The 13960-nt window shown below is 67.5% G+C and carries 21 protein-coding genes and 1 tRNA gene; 2 read left to right on the top strand and 20 right to left on the bottom strand.

Annotated elements, in window-relative coordinates:
* Positions 1–11: 11 nt before the first annotated feature.
* Positions 12–1397 (bottom strand): nicotinate phosphoribosyltransferase, encoded by a 1386-nt coding sequence (locus ACN9M6_RS11680; protein WP_419163074.1) that lies wholly within the window; start codon positions 1395–1397, stop codon positions 12–14.
* Positions 1398–1598: 201 nt separating this feature from the next.
* On the opposite strand from ACN9M6_RS11680, the gene queC reads away from it, so the two are divergent.
* A complete protein-coding gene (queC, locus tag ACN9M6_RS11675) occupies positions 1599–2291 on the top strand; it encodes a 7-cyano-7-deazaguanine synthase QueC (protein ID WP_419163073.1) in 693 nt (230 codons plus the stop codon).
* Positions 2292–2523: 232 nt separating this feature from the next.
* Here the strand turns inward: queC and ACN9M6_RS11670 are convergent, their stop codons facing one another.
* The 10 genes from ACN9M6_RS11670 to ACN9M6_RS11625 all read right to left on the bottom strand — a co-directional run bounded on the left by ACN9M6_RS11670 (position 2524) and on the right by ACN9M6_RS11625 (position 7768).
* Positions 2524–2847 carry a type II toxin-antitoxin system HicB family antitoxin gene (locus tag ACN9M6_RS11670; protein WP_419163072.1) on the bottom strand — a complete coding sequence of 108 codons (324 nt, stop codon included), beginning with the start codon at positions 2845–2847 and terminating at the stop codon, positions 2524–2526.
* A complete protein-coding gene (locus ACN9M6_RS11665; RefSeq protein ID WP_419163071.1) occupies positions 2844–3101 on the bottom strand; it encodes a hypothetical protein in 258 nt (85 codons plus the stop codon). The genes ACN9M6_RS11670 and ACN9M6_RS11665 overlap by 4 nt, the downstream gene beginning before the upstream one ends.
* A complete protein-coding gene (locus ACN9M6_RS11660; RefSeq protein ID WP_419163070.1) occupies positions 3101–3529 on the bottom strand; it encodes a DUF6941 family protein in 429 nt (142 codons plus the stop codon). The genes ACN9M6_RS11665 and ACN9M6_RS11660 overlap by 1 nt, the downstream gene beginning before the upstream one ends.
* 99 nt (positions 3530–3628) lie before the next feature.
* Positions 3629–3710, bottom strand: a tRNA-Ser gene (locus ACN9M6_RS11655).
* A 729-nt stretch (positions 3711–4439) separates the two neighbouring features.
* A complete protein-coding gene (locus ACN9M6_RS11650; RefSeq protein WP_419163069.1) occupies positions 4440–4808 on the bottom strand; it encodes a hypothetical protein in 369 nt (122 codons plus the stop codon).
* On the bottom strand, positions 4809–5168 hold the full coding sequence (locus tag ACN9M6_RS11645) for a hypothetical protein (RefSeq protein ID WP_419163068.1): 360 nt from the start codon (positions 5166–5168) through the stop codon (positions 4809–4811).
* Positions 5169–5170: 2 nt separating this feature from the next.
* On the bottom strand, positions 5171–6190 hold the full coding sequence (locus tag ACN9M6_RS11640; protein ID WP_419163067.1) for a hypothetical protein: 1020 nt from the start codon (positions 6188–6190) through the stop codon (positions 5171–5173).
* A complete protein-coding gene (locus ACN9M6_RS11635; protein ID WP_419163066.1) occupies positions 6190–6477 on the bottom strand; it encodes a hypothetical protein in 288 nt (95 codons plus the stop codon). The genes ACN9M6_RS11640 and ACN9M6_RS11635 overlap by 1 nt, the downstream gene beginning before the upstream one ends.
* A complete protein-coding gene (locus ACN9M6_RS11630) occupies positions 6468–7052 on the bottom strand; it encodes an HK97 family phage prohead protease (protein WP_419163065.1) in 585 nt (194 codons plus the stop codon). Before ACN9M6_RS11630 ends, ACN9M6_RS11635 begins: the two co-directional genes overlap by 10 nt.
* Entirely contained in the window at positions 7052–7768 is a 717-nt protein-coding gene (locus ACN9M6_RS11625; protein WP_419163064.1) for a hypothetical protein, read from the bottom strand. Before ACN9M6_RS11625 ends, ACN9M6_RS11630 begins: the two co-directional genes overlap by 1 nt.
* Here ACN9M6_RS11625 and ACN9M6_RS11620 point away from each other — a divergent pair.
* Complete coding sequence (locus ACN9M6_RS11620) at positions 7767–8240, top strand: hypothetical protein (RefSeq protein ID WP_419163063.1); 474 nt, start codon at positions 7767–7769, stop codon at positions 8238–8240. The two genes, ACN9M6_RS11625 and ACN9M6_RS11620, sit on opposite strands and share 2 nt — an antisense overlap.
* Before the next feature lie 123 nt (positions 8241–8363).
* Here ACN9M6_RS11620 and ACN9M6_RS11615 read toward each other — a convergent pair whose 3' ends face one another.
* The 9 genes from ACN9M6_RS11615 to ACN9M6_RS11575 all read right to left on the bottom strand — a co-directional run bounded on the left by ACN9M6_RS11615 (position 8364) and on the right by ACN9M6_RS11575 (position 13838).
* Positions 8364–8615 (bottom strand): HNH endonuclease signature motif containing protein, encoded by a 252-nt coding sequence (locus ACN9M6_RS11615; protein WP_419163062.1) that lies wholly within the window; start codon positions 8613–8615, stop codon positions 8364–8366.
* Positions 8612–10108, bottom strand: coding sequence for a hypothetical protein (locus tag ACN9M6_RS11610; RefSeq protein WP_419163061.1), 1497 nt, complete (start codon positions 10106–10108; stop codon positions 8612–8614). The genes ACN9M6_RS11615 and ACN9M6_RS11610 overlap by 4 nt, the downstream gene beginning before the upstream one ends.
* A 31-nt stretch (positions 10109–10139) precedes the next feature.
* Complete coding sequence (locus tag ACN9M6_RS11605; protein WP_419163060.1) at positions 10140–10439, bottom strand: hypothetical protein; 300 nt, start codon at positions 10437–10439, stop codon at positions 10140–10142.
* A 3-nt stretch (positions 10440–10442) separates the two neighbouring features.
* A complete protein-coding gene (locus tag ACN9M6_RS11600) occupies positions 10443–10670 on the bottom strand; it encodes a hypothetical protein (protein WP_419163059.1) in 228 nt (75 codons plus the stop codon).
* A gap of 42 nt (positions 10671–10712) precedes the next feature.
* Complete coding sequence (locus ACN9M6_RS11595) at positions 10713–10994, bottom strand: helix-turn-helix domain-containing protein (RefSeq protein ID WP_419163058.1); 282 nt, start codon at positions 10992–10994, stop codon at positions 10713–10715.
* A gap of 13 nt (positions 10995–11007) precedes the next feature.
* Entirely contained in the window at positions 11008–11802 is a 795-nt protein-coding gene (locus ACN9M6_RS11590) for an AAA family ATPase (protein WP_419163057.1), read from the bottom strand.
* Between the two features lie 8 nt (positions 11803–11810).
* The gene (locus tag ACN9M6_RS11585; RefSeq protein ID WP_419163056.1) at positions 11811–12011 is read right to left on the bottom strand and encodes a helix-turn-helix transcriptional regulator; all 201 of its coding nucleotides are present in this window, start codon (positions 12009–12011) and stop codon (positions 11811–11813) included.
* Positions 12012–12094: 83 nt separating this feature from the next.
* Positions 12095–12682 carry a hypothetical protein gene (locus ACN9M6_RS11580; protein ID WP_419163055.1) on the bottom strand — a complete coding sequence of 196 codons (588 nt, stop codon included), beginning with the start codon at positions 12680–12682 and terminating at the stop codon, positions 12095–12097.
* On the bottom strand, positions 12675–13838 hold the full coding sequence (locus ACN9M6_RS11575) for a tyrosine-type recombinase/integrase (protein ID WP_419163054.1): 1164 nt from the start codon (positions 13836–13838) through the stop codon (positions 12675–12677). Before ACN9M6_RS11575 ends, ACN9M6_RS11580 begins: the two co-directional genes overlap by 8 nt.
* Positions 13839–13960: the final 122 nt, after the last annotated feature.

The following is a 13960-nucleotide window of genomic DNA, read 5'->3' as shown; positions in this document are numbered from 1 at the left end:
TGTCACCTGATTCATGTACCGGCCGGCGCCCTCTCGGCCGCACGATGTCGCAGGTCAGCCTCCGCTGCCAAGGCTCGGACCCCCGGTGAGGGCTCGACCCGGTATACAGTGCGGGCCGGTTCGAGCGAGCGAAGTCCATCCGGCAGCGATCCGCATGATCGCCGCACCCGATCACGAATCTCGTCGAGCCCGGGATCTGGAGACAGCCGCACGCCCGCCCGCATCACGGGCTTCAGCAGCGACTCTCCGCCCGGATCTTCATCCTCGAGCCCCAGCACATCACCTGAGAGTCGGCCACCGGCATAGGTCCGAAAAACCTGCTTCCGCCCAGGCCACGTAGCCTTCCCCTCGGAACGCTTCCGCCGCGGCCGACCCGCGTACTCCTGGAGTTTGTATACGCTGTCGAGCGTCGGCGTGTCCGTGGATACCGTAAGCGCACTCCCCACGCCGAAGCCGTCGATCGGGGCCCGGGAGAGCCGAGCCACGTCGTGCTCGTCGAGCGCACTGCTCGCGAAGATACGGACATTGGGGCAGCCGCCCTCGTCCAGGATCCGGCGTATCCGGCAGGCGTGCGCGGCGAGGTCGCCGGAGTCGAGACGCACCGCGCGGATCTCGATGCCCTCGGCGCGAAGCTGCGGTGCGATGCGGACAACCTTCGAGGCCCCGGCCTCCGTGTCGTAGGTGTCGATGAGGAGTACCGCATTGTCCGGATGGGCGCGGGCGAAGCGAAGGAAGGCCTCGGATTCGCCGTCGTGCGCCTGAACGAACGAGTGGGCCATGGTTCCGTAGGTCGGAATACCCCAGCGCTTCCCGGCCAGTACGGTCGCGGTGCCGTCGAAGCCCGCAAGGTATGCCGCGCGGGCTGCAAGCAGCCCGGCCTCCGCTCCGTGCGCGCGTCGCAGACCGAAATCCACCAGCTGCACCCCAGGGGCAGCCAGCACGAAGCGAACCGCCCTCGACGCGATGAGCGAGGAATAGTTGAGGAGGGAGATCAGGCGGGTTTCGACCAGTTGCGCCTGCGGGAGCGGCGCGGTCACGCGCAGCACGGGCTCGTCGGGGAAGAAGACCGTACCCTCGGGCATCGCATCGACATCGCCTGTGAAGCGGAACTCGGTGAGCCCTTCGACGAACGCTGCCGGAAATCCGGGCTGCCCGCTGAGCCATTCGAGCTCGTCGGGTTCGAAGCGCAGTCCCTCCAGGTGGTCGAGCGCCGGGGCCAGCCCGGCGGCGATGAGGAAGTTCCGCTTGGGAGGAAGTCGCCGGACGAAGAACTCGAACACGGCGAGTTCGTTCATTCCGTACTCCCAGTAGGCCCTCAGCATGGTGAGCTGATAGAGGTCTGTGAGGAGGGCGCTCCCGCCCGGGGCCCGGCCCGGCGCACCGTCGACTTTGTCCACGCGTCCTATCCTCCGCCGCGGGCTCGGTCCCCGGGTTGAACTTCCACCGCCCGCACCGCGTCCTCGAATACGCCGCCGGGGAGGATGTCGTTCTACTGCCGCCCCACTCTAACATGCGTTGCAACTCGGTGCGAAGACGTGTTACAAGTGGCGGCCGGAGGCCGGCGGCGGGGCGTTCCCGTCACGTTCAGGAGGTGGTTGATGGGCAGACGAGCCGTGGTCCTTCTCAGCGGTGGACTGGACTCGGCGACCACGCTGGCGATCGCGGCCGAGCGGGGATACTCGCCCTACGCGCTAACCCTCCGGTACGGGCAGCGGCACGAGATCGAGGTCGAGGCGGCCTGTCGCGTGGCGGAAGCCTTGGGAGTGGCCGAACACGTGATCATGGAAATCGATCTGCGCAGATTCGGCGGCTCGGCGCTCACCGGCGACATGGATGTGCCCAAGGGTTCCAGCGCGGCCGCGGATCCCGAGGGGATACCGGTCACATACGTCCCGGCACGGAACACGATCTTCCTGTCGATCGCCCTCGCCTGGGCTGAAGTACTGGCCGTCGCCGATATCTTCATCGGGGTCAACGCCGTCGACTATAGCGGGTATCCCGACTGTCGGCCGGAGTTCATCGATGCCTTCGAGCGACTCGCGCGCGTCGGCACCAGGGCGGGAGTCGAAGGGAGCCGTCCGTTCCGGATCCATGCGCCCCTCATCGATCTTGCCAAGGCAGAGATCATCCGCCGCGGGCTCGAACTGGGCGTCGACTACGGCCTCACGCGGAGTTGCTACGATCCGGAGCCATCAGGCGCGGCTTGCGGCAGGTGCGAGTCCTGCCAGCTACGGCTGACGGGGTTTGCGGCGGCGGGGGTCCGGGATCCGCTTCCATACCACATCGCCTAAACGGAGAGGGCGTCCGATGCCGCGTAAGTGTGAGGAGCCGGGCTGCGGCGCGCGGTACCTAGCGCGCGGTCGCTGCAACCGGCTCATACGGAAGGCGGGCCACGACGGCGGCCTGTGGACGGGATGAGGGGCTGTGGACGCCGGAGGAGGACGCGGGCCTGCAACCTGCGGCGGCGGGACCAGCGAGGCGGGGCGCTGGAGTTGGCCGGCTTCTAGGCTCCCCCCGGGAGGGTCAGGCGGGAACCAGTCGCGACGTGGCGGGAGGCGACGTAGTGAGGTGGCTCTCGGGGATCGAAAAGGCGCACGTGACCTTCGTCACGGTGGCCTCCGAAGTGTACGCAGGTTCCGGGATAGGAACGTGGCTTTCGAGCATGGCTTCGATGAAAAGGGCCTGAGCGTCGCGCAGTTCTCGAACCGCCTCGTTATGGCTTCTACCTTGAGCTATGCAACCAGGCAATTCCAGAATCCTGGCCACGTAGGGAGGAGCCTTACCGGATTTCTCGTACACGACATCGATCGTGTACGGCAGTGTCATGTAATAATTTAGTTTCTTCAACATTGTTCCTCCTCGCCCTCCAACGTATCCAGCAGGTCCAGCAGCTTCAAGGCGTCGGTGACGTAAAATCGGTGCAGGTGGCGATGTCGTGCAACGATCCCTATGAGATGAGGGTAGCTCGGATGCTTGAAGATCGTATGCCTTCCTCCCTCCTTCTTCTCGAATCCGTAGCTCGTATACAGGCGGTGGAGCTCGCGCTCGCGGCAGCCCTGGGTGGTACGCGCCAGCTTGCTACGCAGTTTCTTATCACCCATCAAGACGCAGGAAGTTGCGGAGGCTCAGGGGGCTGCACCCGCATGAAGTTGAACGAGATTTCCTTCTTGAGGTCGTTGTTGACGATGATGGAGATCGAATAGTCTCCAAATCTCGGCAGTTGGATATGCGGGCCGAGCTGCATCACATGGTTTGCGCGTATTGCGTTCCCGGTGGTCACGTTCGACGCCACAAACTTCCCGGTCGCATCGAACACCGGCGCTCCATCGGCATCCATGCACCGAATCTCGACCTCGTGCTCCCGGTTTGCTTCGACAGCCGCAAGCTCCATTACGATGACGATGAAGCAGTTGGGAAACGTTCCAGGAGCTTGGCGGCCGTTGATGTTATTGAAGATTCCGAGGATGCTCAGCTTCTGGTCGTGCGAGACGACGACGTAGTCGGCAAGCACGGCGAGAGAAACTTCCATGATGTTCGGCCCCTGTAGTGTGGGACACCGCGTAGGACATTACGGGTGAGCCCTATACGTAATGCGTTGCTGTCAAAGATCTTACGGTGTAATCTGTAACGGAGAGGGGGGGATTCGAACCCCCAAGCCCGTGAGGGCGCCGGTTTTCGAGACCGGTGCATTGCCGTTCTGCCACCTCTCCAGGTACCGCACACCGTTGCCCTGCTCGGTAGCGCGGCCGGTGAAGGTGTTCTGCGAAGGTGGCTCATGTCAAACTTTTTTTGGGAGCTCGCGAGCACGGCTCCCGGCTTCGACACTTCGTACTGATTGTCGCGCAGGATCGAAGAGGGCCAGGCTTTCGGCACCGAGCAGCGGGCGACCATGCCGAGGGGGACATGTGGACGACGTTTGAGATCATGATCGCGGTGTTCTTCTCCGCTGCGCGGGACTCGCCGAGCTCGCTCCCTTGCGGTCGCTCGGTTCGAACCCGCGAGGCAGTACGCTGCGCGACTGCCTCCAAACGGAGGGTGTCCGTTTTCATTTACCACGTAACACGTTGATATACAACGGGGTCAGGGGGACATACCGATCCCGTTATCACTTATGGTATGCTCCGCAGGAACGAGGCGCGGCGCTTGCGCTCGCGGGCGCAACTCACCGAACAGGTGAGCCGACAGGCTGAATCCCAGCGTGAGATCGGATCGCCGCAGAGCACACACCAACGCGGCTTCGCCTCGGCCTTGGCCTTCCGGCGGGCGTACATGAAGTACCGGCGACGGTGATCCTCGCGCCGGCAGGCGTCCGAACAGAACTTCCGCAGTCCCCGGTATTCGCGCTCCTCGACCGGCCGCCCACAGATGGCGCACGGCCAGTCCGCGAACCCCGGGGCGTTCCGGTCGACGCCGGCGAACGGTCGGAGATGACCCACGGGTCAGCCGAGCTTGACCCTTATCGTTCTCGGGAGGTCGCCGAGCAGCCGCCGCTCGAAGTACGCCTGTCCCTCGCGGGAACGGCCCCAGCGTCCGAACGCGCGGGCGATCCGCCTCTCAATGTCAGGCACGGTGCGCTCGACGGCGCGCATCACCTCGTGAGCGTATTCGCCGCGGTTCACGAACCCGGCGTACTCGACGCGGCTGAGAACGCGGCCGCCGGTTCGCGTCCGCTCGGCTTCCCAGGAGCGCCGCAGACGCCCGGTGAGCACCGGCATGATCCGCTGAATCGTCGGGACGGTCTCGTCTTTGAGCGCGTCCACCAGTTCATCGTACAGAAACGCCTGGAGCCCGGCCGGGAGGCGCGGCATCTAGTACGGCTTGCGCGAGTCGGCCACGTCGGGATCGCGCCTGAGCGTGATACGCTGGAAACGGCGGTCCAGGTCGATGACGTCGGCCAGCGCCCACGCTTTCCCATCGTATTCGACCGTGAAGCCGTAGTCCGCCACATCGTCGGAGAACAGCACGTCGGGTAGAGACCGGACACGGAACACGGCTTGCTCGACCGAGACTCCGGAATATGTCGTCCGGCCCTGCGTCAGCGGCGCAAACCGCGTCGAGCCCACGAGGTCGAACGCCGGTTCTCCCCACACGTCGATGATCTCGTCCAGAGCGGCTGGCGGTCGGCTGGACGTCCACACCTTGAAAACAAGCTTCGCGGTGAGCGCCACGATCAGCCCTCGAAGCCCGGGAGACGGGAGGCCCGCCCCGTGTCCATGCCCGCGCCCACGAGGCTCTGATATGCGCGTGCGCGGCCCGTGAGGTCCGAAGCCCGGAGCCGGTCCCACCCGAGCCGAATCCGGCCGAATCCCTTGTCCCGGGCCTCGCGCTCGAGGATGTACCCGTAGGGCGCGAGCGTGCCGTGCAGGAACCGTCTCCACCCCTCGCGCCCTGCCGTCCCCTCGCCACCGCCCAAGAGTTCCGGAGGGACGCCACAGGCGACCAGGACGGCCCTTCTGTGCTCGACGAACAGTTTGACGAGGCCGTCGGGAGGATTCGCGCCGAGCCGCTGCGGGCGCCAGTCGTCCGACCGAGCGCCCCCCGCCTCGGCGTCGTTCCAGTTCCGGCGCTGCGATTCGGCCACGAGCACCCGGCCCGCGAGATCCTTGATCGCCGCCTTCAGGTCGCCGAGGGCGTCCTCGTCCGGGTTGGTCGGGACTGGTACGACCTGCCCGTGCGGTCCGCCCGTCTCGTTCGCGAGCGCCGCCTCGAGGTTCGAGATGAGGAGCGCACCGGAGTCGGCCACCTCGAGCGGACCGCGGCCGCGCCACGGCGCGTCCCTCGAGGTCTGGGCCCGGAAGTGAAGCACGCGGGATCCGGCCGTCGCGAGCGTGTTCTGCGCGTCGGGCTCGGCGATCGTCGCCTCGTACTGCCACGGCCCGCCAGAGCCCTTCGCGTTCCACGACGATGCCGGCGAGAAGTACCCGCCCCGGCGCGGCACGAGCAGACACTCGCCGCGACGAATGAACGAGCGCCCGATCATCTCGAGATGCGGTTCCAGTTCGGGACCGATTCCGCCCGTGACCGTCGCGGCTGCGAACGCACGGCCCACCGTCCCGGCCGCCGCCTCCAGCGCCAGCGTGTGGAGGTGGTCGGCCAGCGCGCCGGGCTGCGCCCGCGCCAGGAGGAGCCGCGCAACCTCGTCTCCGTAGTCGGCCGCCCGTTTCTCCCGCCTGCCCCACGGCCAGCGCATCAGCCCGCTCCCACGACCAGGGCGCCACGACGCACCCACGGCCGCAGCAGGAGTTCCGCGCCGGAGTTCCGGCAGGCGTTCGCCGTCCCGACCGTGCCCGCCACCGGCGCGTCGTACATGTATGCGGCGACCCGGATCTTCGCCTCGTCCCGGATCGACTCCGGAGCCGACCGCGCCAGTTTCTCGATCAGAGCGTCAGCGGCCCCGAGAATCCTGGTCAACCGCGTGTCGTCGTCGCCGCCGGACACCTTCAGGGCGTCCTTCAGCGCCGCGAGATCTACAGCCATATCGGCACCTCCCGCGCCCGGCGGACCGTCTCGGCCGCTCTGCGCTCCACCTCCGTATCGGGATAGGCCGGGCGGTTCACCAGCGAGAGTTCGGCAAGCACCGCCGCCTCGATCTCGCGGATCATCACGTCCTCGGTCCCTTCCTCCGGCACGAGGCGTTCGGCGTCGGGGACCGTCTCGGGAGGCGGGACGCTGAACCCCGGAGAGATGCCGCCGATCAGCCCCGCACCGAGCGCCAGAACGGCGTCCCGGACCCACGTAGGCTGTTCGGATTCGGCCGGGAGGATCGCCCGGAACGCCAGCTCCTCGGCCGTGTCCCGGAGCGTGAGAGAGCCCGACAGCTTCGTCGCGATCGGCCGGTTGAACGAATGGCCGTACAGGAGGGAGATCTCCCGCTTCGGATCCTCGACCGCGAACGAGAACGCACGCGGCATGATCCGTTCCTTCCGCACGCGGCCCCGGTCCCGGACTGTGGCCGTGGAGCCATAGCGGAAGGCGCCGCGAATCTCGCGACCCCTCCCGCCACGCTGCCGGATCTCGAGGTCAGCGAGCGGCCAGACCGCCCGCCGGTCCATCAGCTGTGCTGCGCCTGGATGCGCTTGAATCCGTCGGCCCGCGTCACCTTCACGTTGTAGAGCATGATCGCATGGATCTTGACCTGCCCCTTCGCGGCCTCGGTCACCTCGTCCGGGATGATGGAGATGCCGTCCCAGACCGGAGCCTGCGCGTCCATTCGCATGCCGAGCCGAGCGATGACGTCCTGCTTGTTGCCGCTGGCGGCCGCGATGTGGGGTGACACCCGGACCCCGGACGTGATCCGCCGGATCGAGTCCACGGCCGCATCGTCCGCGTTGTTGCCCCGGTAGAGTTCCGACCAGTCCGCGAGCGTGTCCCCGCCCACGAGCAGCTTGATGTCGCCCTCGCGGCTCGCAAACCGTCCGTCGATGGCCGAGTAGCAGAACCGCTTCCGCACCGAGGCGAACGTGTCGGCCGCCGACGCGGCCGTCCGGGTCACGTCGCTCACCAGCTGGTCGATGATCGCCTTGTCCAGGCCCTCGGAGAGACCCGACGTGAGCGCCTGCCGTAGCGCCGCGCTCATGCCCCGGAACCGCGCCGCCTCCGTCCGGCGGTACGAAAACCGCGCCTGGAGCCGCTTCGGGGAGAGCGATTCGGCCGTGAACGCGCCGGTCGTCTCGGCGGCCGCCGTGTCGGTCGTGGTGTCGTAGCTCGAAACCGTCGGCCGCGTGGTCAGGATCGGGAACACCGCGTCGCCGGACGGGACGCGCGGCATGGAGACGCCCAGGAACGCCGCGTCTCCTGCGTGGAAGATCGGCTGCACGATCGGCCGCTGGCTCGCCCCCGTGTCCGTCGGCGCCGGGCGTCACCGTCCTCGTTTCGAGGTCACGCAGCATCGCGATCGGTACCTGATTCGTCCGGAGCCCGAAGTGCTTCTGCAGCTCGTCCTCCGCGCCGTCGGTCGAACGCTGCTCGAGCGCCGCCTCGAAGATCGCGCCGAGTTTGGCACGGTCGAGGATGGCGCGGATCTCGCGGCCCTCGCCGTCGTCACGCGTCTCGATGGGCTCCACGCCCTCGGCTGCGCCCTCGATGGCCAGGAGCGCCGCCCGGCGCGTCTCCAGCGCCTCGTACTCGGCCCGCTTCTCCCGGACCGCGTCCAGGTCCGCATCCTCGGCCGACGCGAGCTTGTTGATCTCGACCCGGAGATCCGCCGCCCGCTTCGTCAGTTCCTTCAGCTTGTCCATTGACTTCCCCCGTTCAGAAACCGCTTGCCCGCGTGAGGCATGGCTCATCGTCAGGGCACCGTCAACGAGGCGTTGTCTCGCAGTATGTCACAGGGTTTCAGGGGGGTGCGCGCCAGCGCCGATGGCCTACAGCGCGTCGACTAGCCGCCGCCACGCCTCACGCGCCGGATCCCGAGGCCTGCGGTGAGCCCGGAGGTGACAATCCCGGCAGACGCTCGCGAGGTTCGCCGGGTCGGTGGGGTGGCCGCCCTTGTGGAGCGGGCGGCGGTGGTGGACCTCGAGTCTCCCGGCGCAGCCGCACCTAGTGCAGCGCCACCCGTCCCGCTCGAGGATCCGAAGCCGGATCCGCCGCCAACCCCGAATCCGGTTCGCCCTCATGCGACCGCGAATCCCTTCCGCGGCCCCGCGGAGGCCGACTGCCGCCGGTCCGCTTCACCGGTCGCGATGACGAGCGCGACGGCCGCGTCGTTCTTCTGTTTCGGCCCGTGCCGGGCGATCTTGCAGTTCCCGGCCGGGTCCGTCATCAGCTGGCAGTGATTCAGCGCCGCCCGGAGCAGGAGCGACTTCGGAGCGCAGAGCCACCCGTCGGCCACGGCCCGCTGAAACCGCCTCACATCCTCCGACTGGTCGCGGTAGCCGGACCCCCGGACGATGAGGTCCACGTGCGGAAAACTCGCGGACGCGAGCGCCTGGCGCAGTTCGCCCTCCCTCCACCTGTCGCAGATGATCGCCCGCGGGACACCCCACCGCCGGACCGCCTCAGCCAGTAGCGCCGGGACATCCACCGTGAGATGGCCGAGCGTGAGCAATTCGCCCCGGCCATGCATCCGGACGTAGAGGTCGCCGCAATGATCCACGCGGCCGCGCTCGGCGAGGTCGGGATGCTCCGGGACCACCCCGAACGCGTCGCACCGGCCAGACGGCCAGACGACGGCCGCACCGGCCATCTGCGTATGCGCGAGGTCGAGCCCGAGAACCGGAGCGCCCGTCGGGAGCGCCGTGCGTCCCTCAGCTTGCTCCCACAGGCCCGCCGCGAGGATGTCCACGGTCGCCACGCCGGATCCGCCGAGATTCAGTCTGAGCGCCCGGAAACTCGCCTCGATGGCCGGGTCACGCTTCGCCAGTTCCGCCTCGTCCTCGAGCGCCCGCCGGAGCGACGGGAGATAGCGGAGCGCCGGGTTTGCCTTGTGCCACGTCGAGACCTTCCAGGGATCGTCCTCCGGGTCCGCCGCGTACACCAGCGCGTTCTCCCGCTCGAGCTCGGCGTCGAAGAAGTGGCCCGCGCCGGCCGCCGGCCTGGTCCCGAGCCATACGAACCGCGCCGACGCGCTCTTGCCCTTCGCCGTCCGGAGCGCCGCCACCATCGCGTCCGCCTTACCCGGCTCCCACATCGCGGGCTCGTCACAGAGAATCACACCGCCCGGCCGGAGACCGTGCGCCCGCCGGTAGTCCGATCCGCGCGCCAGTACCCGCGTCCCCGTCGCGACGTGGCGGATCTCCGAGTTGTTCACCGTGTCCGACACCCGCCACCGCGACCGGGACGTCAGGTCGTGCCGCTGGCCCAGGAACGCGAGCACGTCAGAGAACGCGATCCGGCCCTGCCGGTGACTCGAAGCCACGACCAGAATGTCCGTCCCGGGCTCCGACAACCCCACGTCCGGATCGACGAACGCCGCCGCGATCGCCGCCACCGTCGCCGTCTTCGCGTTCCCCCGGGACATGCTCACCGCGATGTCCCCCTCGGCGTCGAACAACCCCAGGAGCCGCCTCTGCCACGCCATGAGCCGCAGAGGCTCCCCGGCGTGAGCCCCGGACGTGAGCCGGAGCCCCGTCAGGTAGCGCGTCAACCTGGTGCTGAGCTTAGGCCTCATTGTGGATTGGTGACTCCGACGACGCTCGCGGCTACTGAGAAGGGTCGCCGGGCAGGGGATCCCCATGCTCGTCGTCATCGGGCGGGATCAGTTCGACACGCGACCCGTCCTCGAGCACGCGACCGACGCCTCCGCAGCGCCAGCACGAATCGCCCTCGCACTTCTCGCAGGGCTTGGTCAGCCGGCCACGCGCGTCGGTGATCACACGCACCGTCGTGCTCGCCATCCAGAACTGCTCCCCGTCGCTCTCGCGCTCCACCTCGTGGACCTCGCGGCCCTTGTCCGTCACCTGCACCTCGCCCGTCAGCTTCCAACCATCAGGCAGTTTCATTGCTCACTCCCGTCTTCGCGCCCGCACGACCAGCCCGCATCGCTCCTTCAGCCACCGAGCAGCCCCCCGTTCGCCGCGTAGTGCGGCCGCCACTATCGTCGTCATCAGGTCCTCCGCGCTGATGTCTGGATCAGCGAAGACCTCCTCCACCGTGCCCCCACGCTCCGCCGCCCTGCGTTCCAGCCACTCCCGCACCACGCGCCGCGCTTCCGTGTCCGATTCTGTCACCACGTTCGCCTCCTTCGGTCCCGTTTCTGTATCTGTATCGAACCCCTAGTTCCGTACAGAATACAGAAACGGGCTACCCCTGCGGCCGTCTCCGCTCAGTGCGACCAAACCCAGCTTCACGAGTTGTCCGAGCGCCTGCGAGATCGCGTTCCGTGAACCGGACACCGCATCGTTGATGTCAGCCTGCGTTAGCGTGCCTTCACCGCCCCGCAGGTAGTCGAGGATCTCGGAGGCCTTGTCCGCCGCCCGCGTTTCCTCGAGGTCCCCGACGGCGGTGACCCGACCCGTCGTTTCGTCGAAGGCCAGCACGACCTCTCGGAGCTTCACGTCGTCGCGCCCCTCAGCGTACGCGGAGCGCGAGTCGGACCTCGGGTCGCGACGCAGGGAGATGAGGACATCGACTGCACCCAGAATCCCCGCGCTCCCGAGCGCCTCGTGGCCGTGCTGTCCGCCGGATTTCCGCGCGTGATGGACGAGCAATGACGTGCGTCTCGGCCTCATGGGCCAGGTCGGTGAAGGGCGCCAGCGCCCGCACCATCTTCGCGTAGTCGTTCCCGTCGTCCGCGTCGACGAATCTGATCGCCGTGTCCACGATCAAGAGCGCCGGCTTGATGTCGCACACCGACTCCGTGAGCCGGTCCATGCGGTCCTCCACCGGCGCGGATTCGTTTAGCACGAGCAGCCCGTCGTCCGGCGTCTCCAGTTGGTCGTAGTGCCGGACGACGCTCCAGCGGCGCTCCTCGAGAGCTAGGTGGACGACCGTCCCGGCGTCGCCGATGTCGCGGCCCAAGAATTCGCCCGACCCGGTGACAACGCAGTGAGCGAGGCACCTCGCGAGCGTGGATTTGCCGGCCTTCGGATCGCCGACCAACAGGCTCACCCCATCGGCCGGCAGGAGGCCGCGGACGAGCCAGGCCGGCGGGTTCTCGGTCTGGAGTCGCTGGCGCAGCTCGCCGAGCGTGACGAGCGGCAAGCCCCTCGGCCCCACGCGCTCGACCGCCTCCGGGACGCCCGCGGCGGCATACCGTCGGTCGGTCTCGGGGAGGCCCGCGTCGAGCTTGGCGTTGAACTCCCGGAGTTCGTCCTGCGACATGCGCGCGATCGTCGCGCCCACTTCCCAAGAGCCGCCGTTCACGCGGGACGTCACGCGCGCTTACCGGCCTGCTCGGCGATCCACTGATCGATTTCGGTCGAGAGCCAGCCGACAGCGCGCGCCCCGAGCGGGACGGACTTCGGAAACGACCCGGCCTCGATCCGCCTGTACAACGTCGGCTTGCTCAATCCGACGCGGCGCTCAACCTCGCGCCGGCGCAGGATTCGGGGGGGTGACTGTTGAGTCTGCATGACGCCTCCTTTGGTTGAAGGAGGCTAGGACGGTCGCATGCGCGGATCATTGTAGACCGGTCCACGATTCGCCTACATCGGGATCATGGCAAGGGTTCGGCGAAGGGGTCGAGGTCGTGCAGGATACCGGCGGGATTGCTCAGGTGCTCCCTGTTAGTCTGCCAGATGCGTACCGTGTTCTCATAGGTGTACCCCTTCAGCCGCTCGGCCACGAGGTGGCACCCGGAGCGGGCATCCAGTGCCCCCGAGTTCTGGTTACGAAGGTCAGGCTTGCTCGATGTCGGTTTGTAACCGAGCCTCTTGAGGCTTTGCACCGCGCCGGCGATCGTCACATTGCGATGGCGGTAGAGCCACGGATCGCCCCCCTTCGGTCGCGGCGGCTTTTCCTTGCCTAGGTTCTCAAGAATCCACGTGGACAAGGGCTCGGTCGCCAAGGCTTCGGGGTCTTGCTCCAGAAGATCCTTCACCATCCGTCGAAGGATCTCCCACACAAACAGACTGTCTCGAGATGCCTCCATGTGGTCGCCCCACTTTTCGGGACTCCTCTTCAAGAGTCCGGACAAGAGCTCCACGTAGATCCCCATCCCGCGATCCTTGCCCTGGAAGATCGTCAGACTGCGCTCCATCCCGCCGAGCACCTTTTCCACCGTGGCCCGCTTCTGCTCATCCATCGTCGCCTCCGACGTAGCGGGCCCACGACTCCATGAGATCGCGCCGGCGCTCGAACAGGTCGCTTCTCTGGTAGCTCGCTTCGATGGCGGGGAGGGTGTGCGCCAAGGCTGCTTCGGCCACCTCGCGATCCGCTCCGACCTCGGCCGCCCACGACCGGAAACTCGCGCGGAATCCGTGCGCCACGGCCGGGATCCCGAGATCCCTGAGCAACTTCGAGCCGGTCGCGATGCTGATCGCCTTCCCGCTGATCGGACTTGCGAAGACCAGTCCCCCGGGGCCCGAGAGCTTCGAGGCCTCGGCGAGCACGGCGCCCGCGGCGCTGGAGAGCGGCACCCGAAACTCGCGTGCGCCCTTCGTCCGTTGCGGCGGGATGGCCCAGAGCCGGCCCTCGATGTCGAACTCCGGCCACGCCGCCAGCCTCGCCTCCGACGGCCGGACGGCGGTCAAGACCTGGAGCTCGAGGCAGTGCCGCGTCGCCGGCCATGCTCCCGATGCCCGGATCTTCGCCAGCGCGGCGCCGACCTGGTCGTGGGGGAGCGATGCGAAGTGTCTCTTCTCGCCGTTGTGTTTCGGGAGGGCCTCCGTGACCCCGGCAACGGGATCGGCCGCCGTGCGATAGCCGGCAACGATCGACCACCGCATGATCGCGCTGAGGCGCTGCTTTAGCCGTCGCGCCGTCTCCGGACGCTCGAACCAGACCGGCCCCAGGACCTTGAGGATGTGCGCGCTGTCAATCTGATCGACCGGCGTCGAGCCGATCAGCGGGAAGACGTGCTTTTGGAGGGATTGCCTCCACTGGGTCTCGGATCGGGGACCGCGCCAGCTGGGCCGGCGGATCTCGATCACCTTCTCGGCCGCCTGCTCGAACGTCGGAACGCCACCGCCACGCGGGTCGCGGCCCTGCTCGATTGCCCGGCGGTTCTCCAGCACCGCCTCGCGTGCCTCCTTGAGCGAGACGATCGGCCACGAGCCGAGCCCGACGTTGACCGGCTTGCCGTGGATCCGCAGCCGCTGCGCCCAAGTCTTCGACAGGCGCCCTGACTTCGTTTCCCGGACGAGCAGGCTGAGCCCGAAGCCGCCGCGCCCGTCGCCGTACCTGCCGGGCCGCGTGACGGAGCGGACGAACGAAGCGCTCAGCTGCTTCGGTCGTTTCATTTCCCTCGCGTTATCACTTAAGGGTCAAATCCCGTTATCACTTCCGATTGACCACTTGTCGTATCACTTTATGAGTGATACTAGGCGATACCGTAAGGAGCGTCAAGAATCCGCGGGGGGGC

Source organism: Candidatus Palauibacter sp. (assembly GCF_965197445.1).
GTDB lineage: Bacteria > Gemmatimonadota > Gemmatimonadetes > Palauibacterales > Palauibacteraceae > Palauibacter.
Note: the sequence above shows the minus strand (reverse complement) of the source record. Positions and strands in the feature narration are given on the sequence as shown.

Coding starts and splice junctions, on each gene's coding strand:
- ACN9M6_RS11640 (WP_419163067.1), bottom strand. CDS start 6,190: ATGCGCTGGCCGTGGGGCAGGCGGGAGAAACGGGCGGCCGACTACGGA.
- ACN9M6_RS11630 (WP_419163065.1), bottom strand. CDS start 7,052: ATGGACCGGCGGGCGGTCTGGCCGCTCGCTGACCTCGAGATCCGGCAG.
- ACN9M6_RS11625 (WP_419163064.1), bottom strand. CDS start 7,768: ATGCCGCGCGTCCCGTCCGGCGACGCGGTGTTCCCGATCCTGACCACG.
- ACN9M6_RS11605 (WP_419163060.1), bottom strand. CDS start 10,439: ATGAAACTGCCTGATGGTTGGAAGCTGACGGGCGAGGTGCAGGTGACG.
- ACN9M6_RS11585 (WP_419163056.1), bottom strand. CDS start 12,011: ATGCAGACTCAACAGTCACCCCCCCGAATCCTGCGCCGGCGCGAGGTT.
- ACN9M6_RS11575 (WP_419163054.1), bottom strand. CDS start 13,838: ATGAAACGACCGAAGCAGCTGAGCGCTTCGTTCGTCCGCTCCGTCACG.
- ACN9M6_RS11650 (WP_419163069.1), bottom strand. CDS start 4,808: ATGCCGCGCCTCCCGGCCGGGCTCCAGGCGTTTCTGTACGATGAACTG.
- ACN9M6_RS11635 (WP_419163066.1), bottom strand. CDS start 6,477: ATGGCTGTAGATCTCGCGGCGCTGAAGGACGCCCTGAAGGTGTCCGGC.
- ACN9M6_RS11665 (WP_419163071.1), bottom strand. CDS start 3,101: ATGGGTGATAAGAAACTGCGTAGCAAGCTGGCGCGTACCACCCAGGGC.
- queC (WP_419163073.1), top strand. CDS start 1,599: ATGGGCAGACGAGCCGTGGTCCTTCTCAGCGGTGGACTGGACTCGGCG.
- ACN9M6_RS11610 (WP_419163061.1), bottom strand. CDS start 10,108: ATGAGGCCTAAGCTCAGCACCAGGTTGACGCGCTACCTGACGGGGCTC.
- ACN9M6_RS11620 (WP_419163063.1), top strand. CDS start 7,767: ATGGAGACGCCCAGGAACGCCGCGTCTCCTGCGTGGAAGATCGGCTGC.
- ACN9M6_RS11660 (WP_419163070.1), bottom strand. CDS start 3,529: ATGGAAGTTTCTCTCGCCGTGCTTGCCGACTACGTCGTCGTCTCGCAC.
- ACN9M6_RS11580 (WP_419163055.1), bottom strand. CDS start 12,682: ATGGATGAGCAGAAGCGGGCCACGGTGGAAAAGGTGCTCGGCGGGATG.
- ACN9M6_RS11615 (WP_419163062.1), bottom strand. CDS start 8,615: ATGAGGGCGAACCGGATTCGGGGTTGGCGGCGGATCCGGCTTCGGATC.